General features: G+C 69.3%; 16 protein-coding genes. 10 read left to right on the forward strand and 6 right to left on the reverse strand.

Annotated features, from left to right (window positions below; all coding sequences use genetic code 11):
• The first annotated feature begins 155 nt into the window (after window positions 1-155).
• A complete protein-coding gene (locus C5E06_RS01695) occupies window positions 156-992 on the forward strand; it encodes a GyrI-like domain-containing protein (protein ID WP_104305795.1) in 837 nt (278 codons plus the stop codon).
• Between the two features lie 101 nt (window positions 993-1,093).
• Entirely contained in the window at window positions 1,094-1,447 is a 354-nt protein-coding gene (locus C5E06_RS01700; protein ID WP_104305796.1) for a VOC family protein, read from the forward strand.
• Window positions 1,448-1,612: 165 nt separating this feature from the next.
• Here C5E06_RS01700 and zapE read toward each other — a convergent pair whose 3' ends face one another.
• Together zapE and purL are read right to left on the reverse strand one after the other, a co-directional pair.
• Window positions 1,613-2,923 (reverse strand): cell division protein ZapE, encoded by a 1,311-nt coding sequence (zapE, locus tag C5E06_RS01705; RefSeq protein WP_104305797.1) that lies wholly within the window; start codon window positions 2,921-2,923, stop codon window positions 1,613-1,615.
• A gap of 24 nt (window positions 2,924-2,947) precedes the next feature.
• On the reverse strand, window positions 2,948-5,362 hold the full coding sequence (gene purL, locus C5E06_RS01710; RefSeq protein WP_258067458.1) for a phosphoribosylformylglycinamidine synthase subunit PurL: 2,415 nt from the start codon (window positions 5,360-5,362) through the stop codon (window positions 2,948-2,950).
• Between the two features lie 269 nt (window positions 5,363-5,631).
• Here purL and C5E06_RS01715 point away from each other — a divergent pair, with 269 nt between their 5' ends.
• The 4 genes from C5E06_RS01715 to C5E06_RS01730 are packed head-to-tail and all read left to right on the forward strand — an operon-like array spanning window position 5,632 to window position 9,798.
• Complete coding sequence (locus C5E06_RS01715; protein ID WP_104305799.1) at window positions 5,632-6,759, forward strand: ABC transporter substrate-binding protein; 1,128 nt, start codon at window positions 5,632-5,634, stop codon at window positions 6,757-6,759.
• Entirely contained in the window at window positions 6,759-7,706 is a 948-nt protein-coding gene (locus tag C5E06_RS01720; RefSeq protein WP_104305800.1) for an ABC transporter permease subunit, read from the forward strand. The genes C5E06_RS01715 and C5E06_RS01720 overlap by 1 nt, the downstream gene beginning before the upstream one ends.
• Window positions 7,703-8,575 carry an ABC transporter permease gene (locus C5E06_RS01725; RefSeq protein WP_104240134.1) on the forward strand — a complete coding sequence of 291 codons (873 nt, stop codon included), beginning with the start codon at window positions 7,703-7,705 and terminating at the stop codon, window positions 8,573-8,575. The genes C5E06_RS01720 and C5E06_RS01725 overlap by 4 nt, the downstream gene beginning before the upstream one ends.
• On the forward strand, window positions 8,572-9,798 hold the full coding sequence (locus C5E06_RS01730) for an ABC transporter ATP-binding protein (RefSeq protein WP_104305801.1): 1,227 nt from the start codon (window positions 8,572-8,574) through the stop codon (window positions 9,796-9,798). Before C5E06_RS01725 ends, C5E06_RS01730 begins: the two co-directional genes overlap by 4 nt.
• A 118-nt stretch (window positions 9,799-9,916) precedes the next feature.
• On the opposite strand, the gene C5E06_RS01735 is transcribed toward C5E06_RS01730, so the two are convergent.
• Window positions 9,917-10,720: a DeoR/GlpR family DNA-binding transcription regulator gene (locus C5E06_RS01735; RefSeq protein ID WP_258067459.1), complete on the reverse strand. Its 804-nt coding sequence runs from the start codon at window positions 10,718-10,720 to the stop codon at window positions 9,917-9,919.
• A gap of 70 nt (window positions 10,721-10,790) precedes the next feature.
• Between C5E06_RS01735 and galT the strand changes: the two genes are divergently transcribed.
• Together galT and galK are read left to right on the forward strand one after the other, a co-directional pair.
• Entirely contained in the window at window positions 10,791-11,921 is a 1,131-nt protein-coding gene (gene galT, locus C5E06_RS01740; RefSeq protein WP_258067460.1) for a galactose-1-phosphate uridylyltransferase, read from the forward strand.
• Window positions 11,918-13,081 carry a galactokinase gene (gene galK, locus C5E06_RS01745; protein WP_104305802.1) on the forward strand — a complete coding sequence of 388 codons (1,164 nt, stop codon included), beginning with the start codon at window positions 11,918-11,920 and terminating at the stop codon, window positions 13,079-13,081. Before galT ends, galK begins: the two co-directional genes overlap by 4 nt.
• 933 nt (window positions 13,082-14,014) lie before the next feature.
• Here galK and C5E06_RS01750 read toward each other — a convergent pair.
• On the reverse strand, window positions 14,015-14,530 hold the full coding sequence (locus tag C5E06_RS01750) for a GyrI-like domain-containing protein (RefSeq protein ID WP_181059575.1): 516 nt from the start codon (window positions 14,528-14,530) through the stop codon (window positions 14,015-14,017).
• 246 nt (window positions 14,531-14,776) lie between these two features.
• Here C5E06_RS01750 and C5E06_RS01755 point away from each other — a divergent pair, with 246 nt between their 5' ends.
• The gene (locus C5E06_RS01755; RefSeq protein ID WP_104305804.1) at window positions 14,777-16,267 is read left to right on the forward strand and encodes an amino acid permease; all 1,491 of its coding nucleotides are present in this window, start codon (window positions 14,777-14,779) and stop codon (window positions 16,265-16,267) included.
• A gap of 62 nt (window positions 16,268-16,329) precedes the next feature.
• Window positions 16,330-17,754: a threonine synthase gene (gene thrC, locus C5E06_RS01760; protein WP_104240239.1), complete on the forward strand. Its 1,425-nt coding sequence runs from the start codon at window positions 16,330-16,332 to the stop codon at window positions 17,752-17,754.
• A 168-nt stretch (window positions 17,755-17,922) separates the two neighbouring features.
• Here thrC and C5E06_RS01765 read toward each other — a convergent pair whose 3' ends face one another.
• Entirely contained in the window at window positions 17,923-18,495 is a 573-nt protein-coding gene (locus tag C5E06_RS01765; protein WP_104305805.1) for a YdeI family protein, read from the reverse strand.
• 184 nt (window positions 18,496-18,679) lie between these two features.
• Complete coding sequence (locus C5E06_RS01770) at window positions 18,680-19,981, reverse strand: Nramp family divalent metal transporter (protein WP_104305806.1); 1,302 nt, start codon at window positions 19,979-19,981, stop codon at window positions 18,680-18,682.
• Window positions 19,982-20,116 lie beyond the last annotated feature (135 nt).

Raw genomic sequence — 20,116 nt, forward strand, 5'->3', positions numbered from 1 at the left:
CTGCAGCTGCCGTCGCAGCTGCCGTCGCCGCGGGCCGTGTCCAACATCAGTGCAGAATCCCTGCATCCGGTGCCGGAAGCGGGTCGAAGGCCGGAAATCGCACTGATGTTGGTCAGTGATCGCCGGCACACGCGACCCGGTGCCAGACTTGGCGCATGAACGGTGAGCATCCCGGAAGCCTGATGAGCATCGGCGAGTTCTCGCGATACTCGGGTCTGAGCGTGCGCATGCTGCGGCATTACGCCGAACGGGGCGTGCTCGCGCCCGCCGAGGTCGACGAGTTCAGCGGGTACCGACGCTACGCCGCAGCCCAGCTGCGGGATGCGGGGCGCGTGCGGATGCTGCGCGACGCCGGGTGCGGAATCCCCGCCATCGCAGAGCTCCTGCCGCTCTTCGCGGCCCCTGACGTGCTCCGACCGCGCCTGCAGCTGCACCTCGACGAGCTCAAGGCCGAGGCGCAGCGGGTCGCCGATCAGCAGGCGCTCGCCGCGACGCTCCTCGATGGGCTCGCGGCGCGCTCGACCCTTCTGGACGTCACCGAGCGCACCTTCCCGGCGCTGCGCGTGCTGTACCTGCGCCGCACGGTCGCCGACTACCCCTCAGAGGGTCCGCTCTGGGTCGACTTCCGTGGGCCGGTGGCCGAGCTCACCTCGCGAGACCCCGCTGCCTTCGGCGACGTCGGTGGTGCCACCTACTTCGACGACGAGTATCGAGACGCTGACGTCGAGATGGCGATCTGGCGCGAGTACCGCGGTACATCCGTGCCGGAGGGGTACGAGGTCGAGGAACTCCCCGAGCAGCGCGTCGCGACGGTCACCCACCGCGGCGGCTTCGAGACCATCAACGAGGCCACGGCGACGGCGGGCAGCTGGGTCGCCCAGCAGGGTCGCACCCGCGTCGGCCCGATCTTCAACGTCTACGTGCACGGCCCAGGCCGCGAGCCGAACCCGGACAACTGGGTCACCGAGGTCAACGTCCCCATCGCGGCTTGACTCTCACACTGTGTGAGGCCCCACGATCGGATCCAACGGCCGAACAGGCCGGCGTCGCAGCCAGAATCGCTGCGGTGCATCCGAATGAGAGGACAGCAACCATGCCGGACAACGTGAACTACTTCGAGATCGGCACCACCGACCCGGAGGCCGCGAAGGCCTTCTACGGGGACACCTTCGGGTGGACGTTCGGCTCGCTCGAGCCCGGCGGCTACGGGATGGTCGACGGCGCAGGCAACGGAGGCGGGCTCTGGGATTCCAACACGGTCGGCGGCGGCAGCTGGGCGGTGTTCTACGTGGAGGTCGACGACATCGAGGCGAAGCTCGAGCAGGCGGCCGCGAACGGGGCGGAGACCGTCATCCCGCTCGTCGACAACGGCAGGATCAAGTTCGCGCATCTGCGCGACCCGCTCGGCAACCGCTTCGGTGTCTGGCAGCGCAAGCCGCAGGGCTGACGCCGGCCGCTCGCCGGTGGCGCTCGCCTAGCCAACATCGGCGCCATCGGCACGATCGGCGCTATTGGCACCGCGGGGTCTAGCCGCCCCTGTCCAACTTCCGTGACGGATGCCCGCATCCGCAATCTGAACGGAGCTTGCGGCCTCGTTCGTCACGGAAGCTGGTCAGCGCTGCAGGAGGTGCAGGCGGCTGACCATGCGGAACGCGTCGGCGCGGCCGGCGGCAGCGGCGACGAACTCGTCGAACGACGCGTCGGCGTGGAAGTGCGCCTCGATGTCGTAGTCGACGAGCACGTCGACGGCGTTCACGAAGCGCTGCTGCGGGTCGCGGCCGACGGAGGCGAGGAGGGGAACGTCGAGGATGTGCCACGTGTCGAAATCGCGCGCCCACTGCAGGAACTCGAGCGACGAGGTCTGCACGATGAAGAGCTCCGCGAACGTCGCCCACAGCTCGCGGCCGCGCACCGCCGTCACCTCGAACGTTCGGCCGCCGAGCTCGAGGCTCGTCGCCTCGGCGGGAGCCGGGCGCGTGGCGTCGGGTGCACGGCCCGCAGCAGCACTGGACTGCTCGTCTGCGCCGTCTGCGTCGTCTGCGCCGTCGACCTGCGTCGACGGGAAGCTCGGCACGTGCACCCACGAACCGGTCGCGAAGCCCCGGCGCTCGACGGCGTCTGCACGAGAACGGCGGTAGTCGACTTCGCCCGGCAGCTCCACGACGTCGAGCTCGCGCTCGATGAGCTCGATGCCCGGCTCGAAGATGTGGTGGTAGACGGGGCTCGGGAGGAGGCCCTGCGGCCGGTAGTTCGAGGTCGCGACGACCGTGATGCCGTGGTCGAGGGCATACCGCAGCAAGGCTGTGAGCAGCGTCGCGTGGCCCGGGTCGTGCACGTGGAACTCGTCGAAGAGCAGCAGCTTCGCGTCGCCGATGAGCTCTCGGACGGCATTCGCGAAGACGGTCTCGGAGCCTCGGTTCGCGAAGATTCGCGAGTGCAGCTCGTTGAAGAACGAGTGGAAGTGGACGCGCAGCTTCCGGTCCACGGGCACCGCGCCGTAGAAGGCGTCGAGCAGCCAGGACTTGCCGCGGCCGGCAGGCCCCCACAGGTAGAGGCCGCGCGGGACCGTCGAATCTGCGGCGGCGGACGCGTCGGATGCGTCGGGGCGATCAGCGTCGGCGACCTCGGAGTCGCTCTCCCCGGCGATGTCGGGGGCGCGCACCTCGACGATGTCGGGGGCGGCGTCGGCGGCTGGGCTCGGAGCGGCGTTCTCAACGGCGAGAGCTTCGTGCTCGACGATCTGCGCGCCGAGCCCTGCGAGACGCCGGGCGACCATCCGCTGGCCATCATCGAGAGTGAAGCCGGCCGCGGTCGCTGACGCCGCGATCGCAGCGAAGACCTCGCCGGCGCTCGCACCAGCAGTTTCGGGATGGGTTCCCCGCTTCGAGATGGGAAGCAACCCATCCCGAAGCGTGGAACCCATCCCGAGACTCAAGAGGTGCGGCGCTTAGTTCGCCGACGAGGCTGGCGCCGACGAGACGGCCGCCGACGAAGCCGCCGCCGTGATGGCTGCGGAGATCGGCGCGGAGTTCGGTCCGACGACGTCGCCGAAGCGCTTCGGCAGCGTCGCGCCGCGCGCCTCGGAGAGCTCGGCGAGCGTGAACTCGAAGAGGCCCTGGACTTCGAGCTTCGCGTCGGCACCCATGCCGTCGCTCACGCCGACGCGGGTGACGGGGAAGTCACGCGCCTCGCACATGGCCTGGAAGCGCACGTCGTCGTCGTGCGGGACGGAGACGAGGATGCGCCCGGCCGACTCGCTGAACAGCGCGGTAGCGGCATCCACGCCCTCCTTGCGCATGAGGCCGTCGAGCACGATGCGCGCGCCGACGCCGAAGCGTGTCGACGCCTCGACGATCGCTGCCGCGAGGCCACCCTCGGAGAGGTCGTGCGCCGAGGTGAGGAGGCCCTGCTGGCCCGCGCCGATGACGAGGTCGGCGAGCGCCTTCTCGCGCTCGAGGTCGACCTGCGGGGGGAGGCCACCGAGGTGGCCGTGCACGACGTCGGCCCAGCTGGAGCCGGAGAGCTCCTCGAGGGTCGTGCCGAGGAGGTAGAGGTTGTCGCCCTCCTCCTGCCAGCCCGACGGAACGCGGCGTGCGACGTCATCGATGAGGCCGAGCACGGCGACGACGGGGGTCGGGTGGATGGGCACGTCGCCCGTCTGGTTGTAGAACGACACGTTGCCGCCCGTGACCGGGATGCCGAGTTCGAGGCAGCCATCCGCGAGTCCCTCGACGGCCTGCGCGAACTGCCACATGACCTCTGGGTTCTCAGGGCTGCCGAAGTTGAGGCAGTCGGAGACGGCGGCGGGGCGTGCGCCCGTGGCGGCGACGTTGCGGTACGCCTCGGCGAGCGCCAGCTTGGCCCCGGCAGAGGGGTCGAGCTGCGCGTAGCGGCCGTTGGCGTCGAGGCTGATGGCGAAGCCGAGCCCCGACTCCTCGTCGATGCGCACCATGCCGGCGTCCTCCGGGGTGCCGAAGGCGGTGTTGCCGAGCACGTAGCTGTCGTACTGCTGCGTGATCCACTCGGGGTTGGCGAGGTTCGCCGACGAGATGAGGGCGAGCACCTGCTCGCGGAGCTCCTCACCCGACTGGGGGCGGGGGAGCGCGGATGCGGAGTCGGCCTGGAGCGCGTCGATCCAGCTCGGGTAGGCGACGGGACGGTCGTAGACGGGCCCGTCGATCGCGACGGTGCGCGGGTCGACGTTCACGATCTCCACGCCGCGCCAGTTGATGACGAGGCGGCCGGTGTCGGTGACCTCGCCGAGCACGCTCGTCTCGACGTCCCACTTGTCGACGATCGCCATGAACGCGTCGAGCTTGTCGGGAGCGACGACCGCCATCATGCGCTCCTGGCTCTCCGACATGAGGATCTCCTCGGCCGTCAGGTTCGGGTCGCGCAGCAGCACCTTGTCGAGCTCGATGTACATGCCGCCGTCGCCTGCCGCCGCGAGCTCGCTCGTCGCGCAGGAGATGCCTGCGGCTCCGAGGTCCTGGATGCCCTCGACGACCTTCTCGCGGAACAGCTCGAGGCAGCACTCGATGAGCACCTTCTCGGCGAAGGGGTCACCGACCTGGACGGCCGGGCGCTTCGTGGGGCCCTTCTCGTCGAACGAGTCGGACGCGAGGATGGATGCGCCGCCGATGCCGTCGCCGCCCGTACGCGCGCCGAAGAGCACGACCTTGTTGCCGGCGCCGCGGGCGTTCGCGAGGTGGAGGTCCTCGTGGCGGAGCACTCCGACCGCGAGCGCGTTGACGAGCGGGTTCGCCTGGTACACGCTGTCGAACCAGGTCTCGCCGCCGATGTTCGGCAGGCCGAGGCAGTTGCCGTAGAAGGAGATGCCGCTCGTGACGCCGTGCACGACCCGTGCCGTGTCGGCCTCGTCGATCGCGCCGAAGCGGAGCGCATCCATGACCGCGACGGGGCGGGCACCCATGGAGATGATGTCGCGGACGATGCCGCCGACGCCGGTCGCGGCGCCCTGGAACGGCTCGATGTAGGAGGGGTGGTTGTGCGACTCGACCTTGAAGGTCACCGCCCAGCCCTCGCCAGCGTCGATGACGCCGGCGTTCTCGCCCATGCCGACCATGAGGTTCTTCTTCATCTCCTCGGAGACCTTCTGGCCGAACTGGCGCAGGTAGTTCTTCGAGGACTTGTAGGAGCAGTGCTCCGACCACATGACCGAGTACATGGCCAGCTCGCCCGAGGTGGGGCGGCGGCCGAGGATCTCGCGGATCTTGTCGTACTCGTCCGGCTTCAGCCCGAGGGCGCCGTACGGCTGCTCCTTCTCGGGAGTCGCCTTCGCGTTGTCGACGGTGTCCGGGCCAACTGCTTCGGAAGACGGGGTTGTGGTCTGGCTGCTCACTGGCGAGGCTCCTTCTGGCGGCGCGATGCGGAGAAGTCGGGGCGTGTCCGCACCGGACGAGTCTACGGCGTTCGCGGGCGGCCGCGCGATGGGCGGCGGATGCGCGCGAATGGGCTGTTCAGATGCGCGTCCGTCGGCGTTCATCCGGTGACCGCTGGTGTTCACGCTGGCGTGGTGGCCTGTGTCCGCCCAGCCAGTCGGCAGGGTTGCGCCGGCTGGCCTCTCGGCTTCCGGCCCCACCAGGATTCCGAGAAGGACATCGACTTCGCATGAACAAGCGACTTTCAATTGTGGCGACCCTCGCCCTCGCGGCACTTGCCCTGACCGCGTGCTCGCAGAGCCCCGCGACGGGTGAGACCGGCGACACCGCCGCTGCGGCGACCGCGACGAGCCTCGACGACTTCGGCAGCATGGATGCGCTCGTCGAAGCCGCGAAGGCCGAAGGCACCATCAACGTCATCGCGCTGCCCGACGACTGGGCGAACTACGGCGAGATCAAGGCCGGCTTCACCGAGAAGTACGGCATCACCGTCAACTCGATCCTGCCCGACGCCTCCTCGCAGGAGGAGATCGCGGCGGCCGACGCCAACAAGGGAACCGACCAGGCGCCGGACGTCTTCGACCTCGGAGCGAACGTCGCCCTCGCATCCACCGACTACTTCGCGCCGTACCAGGTCGAGAACTGGGAGCACATCCCCGACGCCAACAAGGAGGCCACCGGCCTCTGGGTGAACGACTACACGGGCATCATGTCGGTCGGCTACAACGCCACCAAGTACGGCGAGATCACCTCGATCGACCAGCTCACCGACGCGAAGTTCGCGAACTCCGTCGCCCTCAACGGCAAGCCCGCAGAGGCCGGCGCGGCGTTCAACGGCTTCCTCTCGGCGAACAACGCGGTCGGCGGAGACTTCGCCGACCTGCAGCCGGGCCTCGACTACTTCGCGAAGCTCAAGGAGGCTGGCACCCTCAACCTGAAGGACGTCACAGCCGGCACCGTCGACGCCGGCGAGCACGGTGTCGTCTTCGACTGGAGCTACAACCAGCTCTCGACCGTCGAGCGCCTCGAGGCGAAGGGCGTCGAGTGGGCGACCTTCGTGCCGAAGGGCGGCGAGATCGCCGCGTACTACAACCAGGCCATCAACGTCGACGCCCCGAACCCCGCCGCCGCTCGCCTCTGGATGGAGTACCTGTACTCGCCGGAGGTGCAGAACATCTGGCTCGCCGGCGGCGCCATGCCGGTCCTGTTCGACTGGATGGAAGCCGAGGGCACGGTCGACCAGACCGCGCTCGAGAGCCTCCCCGAGGTCGAGGGCGCGCCCGTGACGCCCACCTCGGAAGAGGCCGAGACCGCGAACGCGTTCCTCGCCGAGAACTGGGACTCGACGATCTCCTGATGACCGCAACCGCACCCCTCGCGGCGGCGACCGAGCCGTCAGGCGCTGCACTCGCAGCCACGCCTGACGCGCCCGGGCGCCGCCCGTCGGGCGCATCCAAGGCGGCGTCGCGGACGTCGCTCTTCGGTGTCGCCCCCTTCCTCCTCTACACGGGCATCTTCCTGCTGCTGCCGACGGTACTCGTCGCCATCGGCGCGTTCTTCACCAGACAGGGCGTCTTCACGACGAGCGGATTCGAGCGGCTCCTCTCTCCCGCCTCCATCACGATCTTCTGGACATCGACGTGGCTGTCGGTCGTCACCGCGGTGCTGGGCGCCGTCATCGGCGCCGTCGTCGCGTACGCCCTCTCCACGAGCCCGCCGAACAGCCTCGGTCGCCGCGTCTTCACGGCGTTCAACTCGGTGCTCGCGCAGTTCGGCGGCGTCATGCTCGCGTTCGCGTTCGTCGCGACGATCGGCACGAACGGGATGCTCACGCGCTTCCTGCAGGGAGCGGCCGGCTTCCAGGTCGACTCCGGCTTCCTGTCGAGCGTCCCAGGCCTCGTCGCCGTCTACCTCTACTTCCAGGTGCCGCTCATGGTCATCGTTTTCCTGCCGGCAGTGGACGGCATCCGCCGGGAATGGCGCGACGCGACCGTCATGCTCGGCGGCAGCTCGCTCGTGTACTGGTTCCGCGTCGCCGGCCCGCTGCTCGCGCCGAGCTTCCTCGGCTCCGTGCTCCTGCTGTTCGCGAACTCCTTCTCCGCCTTCGCGACGGCGGCCGCCCTCATCTCGCAGCAGACGATCATCGTGCCCATGGAGATCGAGGCGGCGCTGCGCAACGAGAACACGGCGGGGCTCGAGTCCTACGCGCAGGCCCTCGCGCTCGGGATGATCGTGGTCGTCGCCATCGTCATGTCGCTCTACGCGCTCCTGCAGAAGCGCAGCGCAAGGTGGTTGTCCCGATGACGCAGCTCGCAACATCCGCCCCTGCGCGTCCGCGCCGCCGTGGCCTCGTCGAGCGGGCCCGCCGCCGCCAGCAGGCCTTCCGCATCGCGGTGCTCACCCTCACGACCGTCGCGCTGCTCGTGCCGCTCGTGAGCCTCTTCGAGTTCTCCATCCGCTTCCCGCTCACGGGGGAGGTCAGCTTCGACGCCTGGAAGCGCGTCTTCGCGGGCAACACGGGCGAGTACTCGACCCTCGACGTGCTCTGGTCCGGGCTCACGAACTCGCTCATCATGTGCGCCCTCACCGTCGCCATCATGCTCGTGCTGCTCGTGCCCACCATGGTGTGGGTGCGGCTCAAGGTGCCCGCCATGGACCGGGCGGTCGAGTTCATCTGCCTGCTGCCGCTCACCATCCCCGCCGTCGTGCTCGTCGTCGGACTCGCACCGATCTACCGCTTCCTCGCCTCCACGCCCCTCGGGTCGAACACCGTGTGGCTCGCGTTCGCCTACGTCGTGCTGGTGCTGCCGTTCGCCTACCGCTCGATCGACGCCGGCCTCCGGTCGATCGACCTGAAGACCCTCACCGAGGCCGCCCGCTCGTTCGGGGCGTCGTGGCCCGTCATCATCGTGCGCGTGATCCTGCCGAACATCCGCACCGCGCTCATCTCGGCGAGCTTCGTCACCATCGCGGTCGTGCTCGGCGAGTTCACCGTCGCCCGCTTCCTCGCCCGCGACAACCTGCAGACCGCCCTCTTCCAGATCAACCTCTCCGACGGGCAGATCGCCGCCGTCATGTCGCTCCTCGCGCTCGGCGTCACCACGATCCTGCTCATCGCCCTCGACCTGCTCGCGGGGCGCAGGGAGCGCACGACCCGAAAGGCACGCCCATGACCAGCACCCTCCCTGAAGTCGCCTCCCCTGGCGGCACCGACGCATCCACCTCCACCACGCACTCCCAGGCGGCCGTCGGCGTCGAGCTGCGCGGCGTCACGCGACGCTTCGGCCAGACCGTGGCACTGCGCGGACTCGACCTGAGCATCAAGCCCGGCGAGATGGTCGCCCTCCTCGGGCCCAGCGGATGCGGGAAGACCACCGCTCTGCGCGCGCTCGCGGGACTCGAGGACATCGACGAGGGCGAGATCCTCGTCGGCGGCCGCGACGTCGCGAACGTGCCAGCCTCGAAGCGCGACATGGCCATGGTGTTCCAGTCGTACTCGCTGTTCCCGCACCTGACCGTGGCGCAGAACGTCGCGTTCCCCCTCAGCCTCCGCCGCGGAATCTCCGCGAAGGAGCGCAACACGCGTGTGCCCGAGTACCTCGAGCTCGTCGGGCTCGGCGGCTTCGGCGAGCGGTACCCCAACGAGCTCTCCGGGGGTCAGCAGCAGCGAGTCGCGCTCGCACGCGCGCTCGCCGTGCAGCCGAAGGTGCTGCTCCTCGACGAGCCCCTCTCCGCGCTGGATGCGAAGGTGCGCGTGCAGCTGCGTGACGAGATCCGCCGCATCCAGCTCGAGGTGGGCATCACGACCGTCTTCGTCACGCACGACCAGGAGGAGGCGCTCGCCGTCGCCGACCGGGTCGCCGTCATGCGCGGCGGCATCATCGAGCAGCTCGGCGAGCCCGAGGCCATCTACTCGACGCCCGAGAACGCGTTCGTCGCCGACTTCATCGGCCACCACTCGCGCGTGCGGGCCAGCGCGGAGGGCGGAGTCGCGACGGTGCTCGGGCAGCGGGTGCCGCTGCTCGCGGGCAGCGCCGAGGGCGCCGTCGAAGTGCTGCTCCGGCCGGAGCACGTGTCGTTCGCGGTGGCCGATTCCCGGCTCGCGGCGGACGAGTCGGGAGCCTCGGGTACCGTGAGCGCCGAGGTGTCCGTGGGCGGTCCGAGCGCATCGACAGGCGTCGATGCCGACGACGCGTTGCCAGCCGGTGAGGCGCTCGCGCGGGTCGTCTCGACCGGATTCCTCGGGGCCCACGTCGTCGTCCAGGCGCGGCTCGCGGACGGCACGCTCCTGCGGGCGCACATGCGGAGCCGCGACACGGGTGCGCTCGAGCCGGGCAGCGTCGTCGCCGTCGACGTGCATCCGGCCCCTGCGCTCGCGGTGCCCGCCGGGCAGTAGCTCTGCTGACCAACATGAGTGCGATTTCGCTGCGTTCTGGCGTTTGAGCGTCGGACACCGCCGAAATCGCACTGGTGTTGGACACTCGCCGAGGCGCTCGGCCGGCTGAGCGCGGCTGCTAGACCTGCTGCACGTCGCTGCCGGCCGCTCGAAGCGCCGCGACGTCGGCGGCGGCGGCCTCGGTGCCGGTGATGATGCTCGCGAACTCGGCGAGCCCGCCGATGACGCCGACGTGGGCGCGGCCGAGCTTGCTGGCGTCGGCGACGACGACCGAGCGGTCCGCGGCGTGGAGCATGGCCCGTTTGAGCTCCGACTCCGGCAGGTTCACGTTGGTGACGCCGGCCGCGACCTGCACGCCAGTGCAGCCGATGATCGCGAGGTCGGTGTGGATGCGCTCCAACATGGCGGATGCGTACGGCGCGACGAGCGAGTGCTGCAGTGGGCGGAGGGTGCCTCCGGTCACGACCACCGTGAAGCGGGGGATGGCCGACTCGAGGGCGAGCGCGATGGAGAGGCCGTTCGTGATGATGACGACGTCGTCGAGGTCTTCCCGGGCGAGGAGCGCCTCCGCCACGGCCGTCGTGGTGGTGCCGACGTCGAGGAGCACGCTCGAGCCGCTGGTCACGAGCGCGGCCGCGGCGATGCCGATGCGGCGCTTCTCGTCGGCGGCGCTCTGCTGCGCCGTCTCGAACGAGGTCTCGAGGCCGGCCGGCCCGTGCCCGTAGATCGCGCCGCCGTGCACGCGGCCCAGCACTCCGTCGCGCTCGAGCGCGGTGAGGTCCGAGCGCACGGTCACCTCGGAGACTCCGAGTTCTCGGCTCAGGTCGGCGACCCTGGCGAAGCCGGTACGCTTCACAAGTTCGACGAGCTCGGCTCTGCGTGTGTGCGCGGGGCCCTCTGGGGTCGTCTCGATGTTCACCACGGGATCCAGCTTACGCCTTCGCAAGCGAAAGGCACTTGACTTTCGAAAACGAAAGTGGCGTAATCGGAGCGTGCCTTCCCTCACCAACAACATCGTCAAGCGTCCGACGCTGCTCTCCGACGGTCGCGAGCTCATCTACTTCGACGACGCCGACACGACGCTCGACCCCGAGCGCGCCCTCGACAGCCGGGTGCCCGCGGACCGCCCACCGGTCGCCGAAATGCGTCAGGACCCGCTCACCGGTGAGTGGATCTCGATCGCTGCGGCCAGGCAGAACCGCGTCATGCTGCCCCCCAAGCACCTCGACCCCCTCGCGCCGTCCACGCCCGCCAACCTCACCGAGGTGCCGAGCAACTACGACGTCGCCGTCTTCGAGAACAAGTCGCCCTCGTTCGGACCGGCGCTGGGCGGAGACGACGCCGACGCCGAGGTGCAGCTCGAGGAGCTCGCCTCCGTGGGCCTCGGCCGCAGGAAGCCATCCATCGGTCGCTGCGAGGTCGTCTGCTTCAGCCCGGAGTCGGAGGGATCCTTCGCATCGCTCTCCCTCTCGCGCGCCCGCACGGTCGTCGAGGCCTGGGCCGACCGCACGACGGCGCTCTCGCAGCTGCCCGGCGTGCAGCAGGTGTTCCCCTTCGAGAACCGCGGCAAGGACATCGGGGTGACGCTGCACCACCCGCACGGCCAGATCTACTCCTACCCGTACATCACGCCGCGCACGAGCGCCCTCATCCGCTCGATCGAGACGTACGGACCGACGCTGTTCCAGGACATCCTCGACTTCGAGCAGGCCTCCGACCGGGTCCTGCTGCGCGGCGAGCACGTCACGTTCTTCGTGCCGTTCGCCGCGCGCTGGCCGCTCGAGGTGCACATGCTTCCGCATCGCCACGTCGCCGACCTCGCCGAGACGACGGCGGAGGAGCGTGATGAGATCGCCCGCGAGTATCGCCGCGTGCTCCGCGCCATCGACGCGATCTACGACACCCCGACCCCCTACATCGCCGCCTGGCATCAGGCGCCAGTCAACTCGCATCGGGACGACATCCGGCTCATGCTGCAGATCACCTCGCCGCGACGCGCGGAGGACAAGCTCAAGTTCCTCGCCGGCTCGGAGTCGGCGATGGGCGCCTTCATCGGCGACGTCCCACCCGAAGCCACGGCAGGCCTCCTGCGCGCGGCGCTCGGGAAGGTGGACGCAGCGTGACCCGGCCGGAGCTCGCGAGGACGGCCGCCGAGGCGTTCGCGCGCATCCACGATGGGGCGCCGGACGGCCTCTGGTCGTCGCCCGGCCGCGTGAACCTCATCGGGGAGCACACCGACTACAACGAGGGCTTCGTCTTCCCATTCGCGATCGACCGGCACACGGTGGTCGCGGCGAGGCTGCGCGACGACCGACTCGTCCGCGTCTCGAGCGGCCTGCGCGAGGGCGTCGAGGAGATCGCCATCGACGAGCTGGCACCGGATGCGCTCGGCGGCTGGTCCGCGTACGCGCTCGGCGTCATCTGGGCGGCTGGCGAGCTGGGCGCCGACCTCAGCGAGGTGCGCGGCCTCGACCTGCACATCGAGTCGGATGTACCCCTTGGGGCTGGTCTGTCCTCATCCGCTGCCCTCGAGGGGGCTGTGGCGGTCGCGATCGATGAGCTGTGGGGCCTCGGGCTCGACCGGCGGACGCTCGCTCGAGTGGGACGCCTCGCGGAGAACGAGGCCGTCGGTGCGCCGACGGGCATCATGGACCAGTCGGCGGTGCTCCTCGGCCAGCGCGACTCCGGCGTGCTGCTCGACTGCCGTTCGCTCGAGTCGAGGATCGTGCCGCTGGCGTTCGAGGCGCAGGGCCTCGCGCTGCTGGTCATCGACACCCGTGTCGAGCACTCCCACGCGAGCGGCGGCTACACGGAGCGGCGCGCGTCGTGCGAGAAGGGTGCGGCGGGGCTCGGCGTCGCCTCGCTGCGCGACGTGACGGTCGGCGACCTCGAGCGCGCCGAGCGGGTGCTGGACGACGAGACGTTCCGTCGGGTGCGGCACATCGTGACCGAGAACGCGAGGGTGCTTGCTGTCGTCGCTGCGCTCGGCGACAGCGGCCCGCGCAGCATCGGCCTGCTGCTCGCCGAGTCGCACGCATCGATGCGCGACGATTTCGAGATCTCCGTGCCCGAGCTCGACCTCGCTGTATCGACGGCCGTCGCTGCGGGAGCCATCGGCTCGCGCATGACGGGCGGCGGCTTCGGGGGAGCGGCGATCGCGCTCGTGGAACGCGGCGATCTCGCCGAGGTCTCGCGCAGCATCCACGAGGCCTTCGCCGCGGCCGGGTTCGCTGAGCCCGCGACCTTCGAGGTGCTCCCGTCGCAGGGCGCAGGTCGCGTCTAAGGCGCAGACGTCGGGGCTGCGCATCTAGTTGCCGTCTGGTGGGTGCGCGGGTCCCAGGTCTGTGAGGTCTGTGGGCGTGCTTTGCCCTGTCGGTGTGCTTCGTCTTCTCAGCGCAGACGTTGGGGTTGCGCACCTGCTTGCGGCCGGGTGGGTGCGGGAGGCCCAGGTCTGGGCGCGTGCTTCGCCTTCTTGGCGCAGATGTTGGGGTTGCGCACCTGATTACCGCCGGGTGGGTGCGGGAGGCGCAGGTCTGGGCGCGTGCTTTGCCTTCTTGGCGCAGATGTTGGGGTTGCGCACCTGCTTGGCGCCGGGTGGGTGCGGGAGGCTCAGGTCTATGAGGTCTGTGAGGTCTGTGAGGTCTGTGGGGTTTGTGGGCGGGCCTCGCCTTGTTGGCGCAGATGTTGGGGTTGCGCATCTGCTTGCCGCGGGGTGGGTGCGGGAGGCCCAGGTCTGTGGGGTCTGTGGGCGTGCTTCGTGTTGTCGGCGCAGATGTTGGGGTTGCGCACCTGCTTGCCGCCGGGTGAGTGCGGGAGGCCCAGGCCTGGGCGCGTGCTTCGTCTTCTCGGCGCAGACGTCGGGGTTGCGCACCTGCGTACCGCCGGGTGGGTGCGGGAGGCTCAGGTCTGGGCGCGTGCTTTGCCTTGTTGGCGCAGATGTTGGGGTTGCGCATCCGCTTGCCGCGGGGTGGGTGCGGGAGGCCCAGGTCTGTGAGGTCTGTGAGGTCTGTGGGTGTGCTTCGTTTTCTCGGCGCAGACGTTGGGGTTGCGCACCTGCTTGCCGCCGGGTGGGTGCGGGAGGCCCAGGTGTGTGGGCGTGCTTTGCCCTGTTGGCGCAGACATTGGGCTTGCGCACCCTGCTTGCCGCCGGGTGGGTGCGGGAGGCTCAGGTCTGTGGGGTCTGTGGGGTCTGTGCGCGCGCGGCCCGGCTGCGTGCCTACCCGCGCGGGGCGAGCGACACGATGAGGTCGGTGCGCAGGTCGTCCGGGTTCATGTCGGGGCTCGGCTCGGTGACGTAGATCTCCACCATGGAGCCGGGCTCGTCGCCTGAGTCGCGGAGATCCTGGATGAGTCGACCCCACGATTCGCCAAGGCCGTCGAATGATCCGAGGTGCGACGCACCGGCCGCGGCTCCCGCCGGGAGGGTGGAGTTCTGGATCGTCACGTCGCCGACGAGCGTCTTCTCGCGGATCGGCTCGACGACCGGGAAGCCGATCTCGACGTCGAACGTCTGCGATGGGTCGCCGTGGTAGACCGCGAGGGCGGGGCCGGAGGGATGCACCTTGTCGGCGCCGATCGCTGCAGCCATCGCCTGGAAGGTCGTGTCGAAGAGCGTCCGTAGCTCGCGCATGCTGACGTTGTCGTAGCGCGCGACGGCAAGTGGAACGGCGCTCAGCTCGAAGCGCTCCACGCCCTGGCGGGGCGAATCGGGCAGCGGAAGTGTCTCTGGCATGGTGTCCTCCTCGACGCCCCACTCGAGCGGGGCAGATGCTTGACGCCAACCTAGGGCAACGGGCCGTGCGCTGGACGTCATTCGCGGGTGACCTCCCCGGATTCTCGGCGGGTTCCTGGTATCGCTCCAGCGTGGGCCCAGCGCCGACGATGGGGCGCCGAGGGGCTACGATTCCGCAGGTGGCGCGCCGGCGCAGAAGACGGTCGGGTGGATGCGCCACCGAGCGACGAGAGACACGAGCTGCGCATGAACACGGTCGAGAACGACGGCATCGAATCAGGGGCGACCCCGAAGCGGCCGCTCGCGCGGGCGCTCACGGCGCGGCACATCCGCTTCATGGCGCTCGGCTCGGCCATCGGAACCGGCCTCTTCTACGGGTCCTCCGCCGCGATCCAGGCCGCGGGTCCGGCGGTCCTGCTCGCCTACATGATCGCGGGCGCCGCCGTCTTCATGGTGATGCGGGCGCTCGGCGAGATGACGGTGCGCCACCCCGTGACGGGCTCGTTCGGGCAGTTCGCGAACCGCTACCTCGGCGCACGCTGGGGGTTCATCACGGGCTGGACGTACGCGTTCGAGATGATCGTCGTCGCGATCGCCGACGTCACCGCGTTCGGCGTGTACATGGGTTTCTGGTACCCGGATGTCGCCCGCTGGGTGTGGATCGTCGCCGTCATCCTCTTCATCGCCGCCATCAACCTGCTCGGGGTGCGCGCGTTCGGCGAGCTCGAGTTCTGGCTCGCGCTCGTGAAGGTCACGGCCATCATCGCCATGATCGCCGGCGGCATCGCGATCATCATCTTCGGCTTCGGCAACCAGTCACCGGATGCGTCTGGCATCGGGGCGCTCTTCAACCCGGCGACGGGCGGCTTCTTCCCCATGGGCATCGAGGGCGTCATCGCGTCGTTCGCGATCGTGGTCTTCGCGTTCGGCGGCATCGAGATCATCGGCATCACGGCCGGCGAGGCGCAGGACCCGAAGCGCGTCATCCCGAAGGCCATCAACAGCGTGCCGCTGCGCATCCTCCTCTTCTACGTGGGCGCGCTCGCCGTCATCATGATGCTCGCGCCGTGGAACACGATCACGGGTGACGCGAGCCCGTTCGTGTCGATCTTCGATGGCCTCGGGATCCCCGCGGCCCCGCACATCCTGAACTTCGTCGTCATCACGGCGGCCCTCTCGGCCATCAACTCAGACGTGTTCGGCGCTGGCCGCATGATCTTCGGTCTCGCCGAGCAGGGGCAGGCGCCGCGCGTGTTCCTCCGCGTCTCCGGAAACGGCGTGCCATGGGCGACGGTGGCGCTCATGGTCGCGGCGCTCGCGGTCGGCGCGTGGATGAACGCCGTCATCCCCGAGGACGTCTTCCTCGTGATCGCCTCCATCGCGACCTTCGCGACGGTGTGGGTGTGGATCATGATCGTCTGCTCGCACATCGCCATGAAGCGCGACATCGCGCGCGGAGGGCGCAGCGCATCCGAGTTCCCTGTGCCGCTGTGGCCGTTCGCGTCGTGGGCGACCCTCGGCTTCCTCGTGTTCGTGCTCGGCGTGCTCGGCTGGTTCGAGAGCACCCGCGTCGCGCTCATCGTCGGCGCGGTGTGGCTGGCCCTGCTGCTGCTCGCGTACCGGTTCGCGGTGGGCTCCGCCGGCAAGCGCCGCGCTGAGCTGGTCGACGAGACCACGGCGCTCGAGGTTCAGGCTGGTCGGCAGACGCCGGAAGTCAAGGGCACCTCCCGCGACTGAGCCGCCCCGATACGATGGGGGCGCACATTCCCGGTGAAACACGACGACTGAGGCGAGTGAACTTGCAATACATCTCTACCCGTGGCGGCACGCTCGGTTCCTACTCCGACGTTCTTCTCGAGGGCCTCGCCCCGAATGGCGGACTCGCCGTGCCGGAGCTGCTGCCGCACTTCACGAACGAGGACCTCGAGGGCTGGCGCTCGCTCGACTACGCCGGGCTGGCGACGGCGGTGCTCGGCCTCTTCGCGACCGACATCCCGCGCGAGGACCTCGAGCAGCTCACCGCGCACGCCTACGGGGAGGGCCGCTTCGCATCAGAGGACGTCGTTCCGCTGCAGAAGCTGGATGCGCAGCTCACGCTCGTCGGCCTGTCCGAGGGGCCGACCCTCGCGTTCAAGGACATGGCGATGCAGTACCTCGGGCAGACGCTCGACTACGTGCTCGGCAAGCGCGACCGGGTGCTCAACGTGCTCGGTGCCACCTCTGGCGACACCGGGTCCGCCGCGGAGCACGCGCTGCGCGGCCGCGAGCGCGTCTCGGTCTTCATGCTCTCGCCGCAGGGCCGCATGAGCGCGTTCCAGCGCGCGCAGATGTACTCGCTGCAGGACGAGAACGTGCACAACATCGCCGTGAAGGGCGTCTTCGACGACTGCCAGAACCTCGTGAAGCGCCTCGCCGAGGACATCGACTTCAAGCGCGGCAACAACATCGGCGCCGTCAACTCCATCAACTTCGGCCGCATCTCCGCCCAGATCGCGTACTACGTGTGGGCGTGGCTGCGTGCGACCGACGAGCTGTCGGCGGATGAGCGCGACGGCTTCGAGGTCTCGTTCGCGGTGCCGTCCGGCAACTTCGGCAACATCCTCTCGGGTCTGTACGCGAAGCTCATGGGCCTGCCGGTCCGCAAGCTCGTGCTCGCCGTCAACGAGAACAACGTGCTCGACGAGTTCTTCCGCACGGGCTTCTACCGCCCGCGCAACGCCGAGAACACCCTCGCCACGTCGAGCCCGTCGATGGATGTGTCGCGCGCGTCGAACCTCGAGCGGTTCGTGTTCGAGCTCCTCGGTCGCGACGGCGGCCGCACAGCTGCCGCCTGGAGCGAGCTCGCCGAGACCGGCGAGATCGACCTCTCCGTCGCGCAGCACACGTTCGAGCCGCTCTTCGGCATCGTCAGCGGAACGAGCACGCATGCCGACCGTCTCGCGACGATCCGCAGCGTGCACGACGCATCCGGTGTCACCATCGACCCGCACACGGCCGACGGCGTGAAGGTCGCGCGCGAGCACCTCGAGGACGGCGTGCCCATGCTGGTGCTCGAGACCGCGAAGCCGCAGAAGTTCGCCGACACCATCTCGGAGGCCCTCGGCTCGGCCGTCGATGTGGATGCGGAGACGCAGGCCCTCCTCGACGCCCCGCAGCGGGTCGTCGAGCTCGACGACGACGAGCAGGCGCTGCGCGCGTTCATCTCGGAGCGCGTGCTCCGCTAAGCCAAGTGGATGCGCCCGCTCGCCGGGCGCATCCACCCGCCTCTTGCCTGCCCTGTACGCGCGGCAAACATGCGAAAAATGCATGCTCTCGACGTCGGGAGCATGCATTTTTCGCATGTCTGCGCCAGGGAGACGTGCACGCAGGCGGAAGACGCGCAGGTGGGGCGCCTACTTGTAGTGGTGCTCGCCGCGTGCGGCCTTCTCGACGACATCCTGGATGCGGGCGGCGCGGATCGCGGGTGTCTTGATGGCCGTGATGCGGAAGATCACCTGGAAGCGGGCCTGTTTCTTCATCGCTTCGAAGAAGGCCAGCGCCTCTGGGTTCGCGTCGAGCGCCGCCTGCAAGTCGGCGGGGACGACCGCATCCTTGACCCGATAGGCGGCGTCCCAGCGGCCGTCCGCCTTCGCGCGAGCGATCTCCGCGTGGCCGGCAGGCTGCATCCGTCCCTCGTCGATGAGGCGGGCCACGTGCCCGACGTTGATCTGCGACCACGGGCTGTTCTTCCGCCGCGGCGTGAACGCCTGCAGCATGTAGTCGTCGTCGAATCGCGCCGACTGGCCGTCGATCCACCCGTAGCAGAGGGCCACGTCGAGGGCTTCCTGCCAGGTGATGCCCGGCGCATTCGAGAGCTTCTTGCGCAGCTTCAATCGGACGCCGCCGTCGTCGGGGCCGGCCGCGAGGAACGCCTCCCACTGCTCGATCGTGAAGTCGTGGATGGGTTTGTCGGCGAAGCTCACCATGCCGTCATCCTAGGAGGGCGCCCGGGACGACCGGTGCTGTCCGACTTCCGTGATGGATGCGCCTGCTCGCCCAGGACGATGCCGGGCCCCGGCGAGCACCGATCGGTCTGGTCACGGAAGTTGGCCAGGGCCCTCGCGCAGCTTGCCGCCGCGCACGGACCCTGGCCAACGGCCACCGGAAGAGCTACCCGGCGAGGAAGCTCAGGAGGAGCCGAACGGAGAGGGCGAGCACGGCGGCGAGGCCGATGATGCCGAACGCGTTCTGCCACCACCTGTTGCGCATCTCGCCCATGAGCGATCGGCGGTTCGCCATGATGATGATGAGCGCGGCCAGGATGGGAGCGACCAGGATCGTGAGGGCCTGCGCGAGCACGATGAGCTCGACCGGCGAGGTCTGGAAGATGAGCGTGACGCCGAGCCCGAACGCGAGGATGAAGCCGCTCGTGAGTCGTGCCGTGAGGGTGTTGGCGGATGCGCCGCGGCCGAACGCGTCGGAGAGCATCGTGCCGCCGGCGATCGCGTTCGGGATCATGGAGGAGAACGCCGCCCCCGCGAATCCGAGCGCGAAGATGAAGCCGCCGATGGGGCCGGCTAGGGGTTCGAAGATGGCGGCAAGGCTGGTGATGGAGGTCGCCGTCTCGGAGGTCTTCCCCAGGGCGCCGGCCGCGACGATGATGACGAGCCCCGTCATGATGCCAGGGGCGATGATGCCCGGAATGGTGTCGACGATCGTCACGTCGCGGTAGTCCTCTTCCTTCCGGCCGCGTTCCTTCGTGCCGTAGGAGGTGTAGAAGGCGGCGTTGATGGAGAAGTTCGTGCCGACGAGCGCGACGATGAGCAGCCATGAGCCTTCTGGCGCCGTGGGGATGAGCCCGCGGCCAGCCGCCGACCAGTCGGGGTTCACGACGAACGCGCTCACGACGAAGCAGATCGCCATGAGCGCGACGATGGCGATGAGCACCTTCTCGATGACGTTGTAGATGCTGCGGATGAACAGCACCGCCGCGACGCCGAGGGTGCAGATGAGGGTCCACATGACGGGCGACGAGCCGTCGACGAGCATGGAGAGGCCGAGCCCGGAGCCGACGGCGTTGCCGACCGAGAAGCACAGTGTGATGAGGAACACGCCGACGCCCGCGACGACTCCGAGGGGCTTCCCGAGGTGGTCCTTGATGGAGGCGATGAGGGAGACCGGCGACTTGATGCCGAGTCGCACGCTCATGTCGGTGAGGAAGATCATGAGCACCGTCGAGACGGCGATGACCCAGATGAGCGTGTACTGGTAGGAGCTTCCGGCCTGCACTGCCGTGGTGAGGTTGCCTGGGCCGAACTGCCAGGCGCCCGCGACGAAGGCGGGGCCGATGAGGGCCAGCTGCTGCCAGAAGCGGCGCCGAGTTCGGCGGGATTCGACGATGGTGCGGACTGCTTCGGTCGAGACTCGCGCGTGGCCGGTGCCCGGCGTCGAGTGGAGGCGGGTGTCGCCCATGGGGGTCTCCTTCGTGGAGTGCGGCCGATGGATGGGGTGCATCCGGCCGCGAAGTCGTCATTGACTTGGGGGTCGCACGGGTTCGCGAACCCGTGCTTCCGGTGCCGCGTCTGGGCGGCGTGTGTCGTCGAGCTT

Origin of the sequence: Pseudoclavibacter sp. RFBI5 (assembly GCF_002931395.1) — a bacterium.
Lineage (GTDB): Bacteria > Actinomycetota > Actinomycetes > Actinomycetales > Microbacteriaceae > Pseudoclavibacter.

What these genes read in the sequence shown, in the direction of transcription:
- C5E06_RS01770 (WP_104305806.1), bottom strand. Translation starts at nt 19,981, where the DNA reads ATGGGCGACACCCGCCTCCACTCGACGCCGGGCACCGGCCACGCGCGA.
- C5E06_RS01715 (WP_104305799.1), top strand. Translation starts at nt 5,632, where the DNA reads ATGAACAAGCGACTTTCAATTGTGGCGACCCTCGCCCTCGCGGCACTT.
- C5E06_RS01695 (WP_104305795.1), top strand. Translation starts at nt 156, where the DNA reads ATGAACGGTGAGCATCCCGGAAGCCTGATGAGCATCGGCGAGTTCTCG.
- C5E06_RS01755 (WP_104305804.1), top strand. Translation starts at nt 14,777, where the DNA reads ATGAACACGGTCGAGAACGACGGCATCGAATCAGGGGCGACCCCGAAG.
- C5E06_RS01725 (WP_104240134.1), top strand. Translation starts at nt 7,703, where the DNA reads ATGACGCAGCTCGCAACATCCGCCCCTGCGCGTCCGCGCCGCCGTGGC.
- C5E06_RS01750 (WP_181059575.1), bottom strand. Translation starts at nt 14,530, where the DNA reads ATGCCAGAGACACTTCCGCTGCCCGATTCGCCCCGCCAGGGCGTGGAG.
- C5E06_RS01765 (WP_104305805.1), bottom strand. Translation starts at nt 18,495, where the DNA reads ATGGTGAGCTTCGCCGACAAACCCATCCACGACTTCACGATCGAGCAG.
- C5E06_RS01700 (WP_104305796.1), top strand. Translation starts at nt 1,094, where the DNA reads ATGCCGGACAACGTGAACTACTTCGAGATCGGCACCACCGACCCGGAG.
- zapE (WP_104305797.1), bottom strand. Translation starts at nt 2,923, where the DNA reads ATGGGTTCCACGCTTCGGGATGGGTTGCTTCCCATCTCGAAGCGGGGA.
- C5E06_RS01730 (WP_104305801.1), top strand. Translation starts at nt 8,572, where the DNA reads ATGACCAGCACCCTCCCTGAAGTCGCCTCCCCTGGCGGCACCGACGCA.
- C5E06_RS01720 (WP_104305800.1), top strand. Translation starts at nt 6,759, where the DNA reads ATGACCGCAACCGCACCCCTCGCGGCGGCGACCGAGCCGTCAGGCGCT.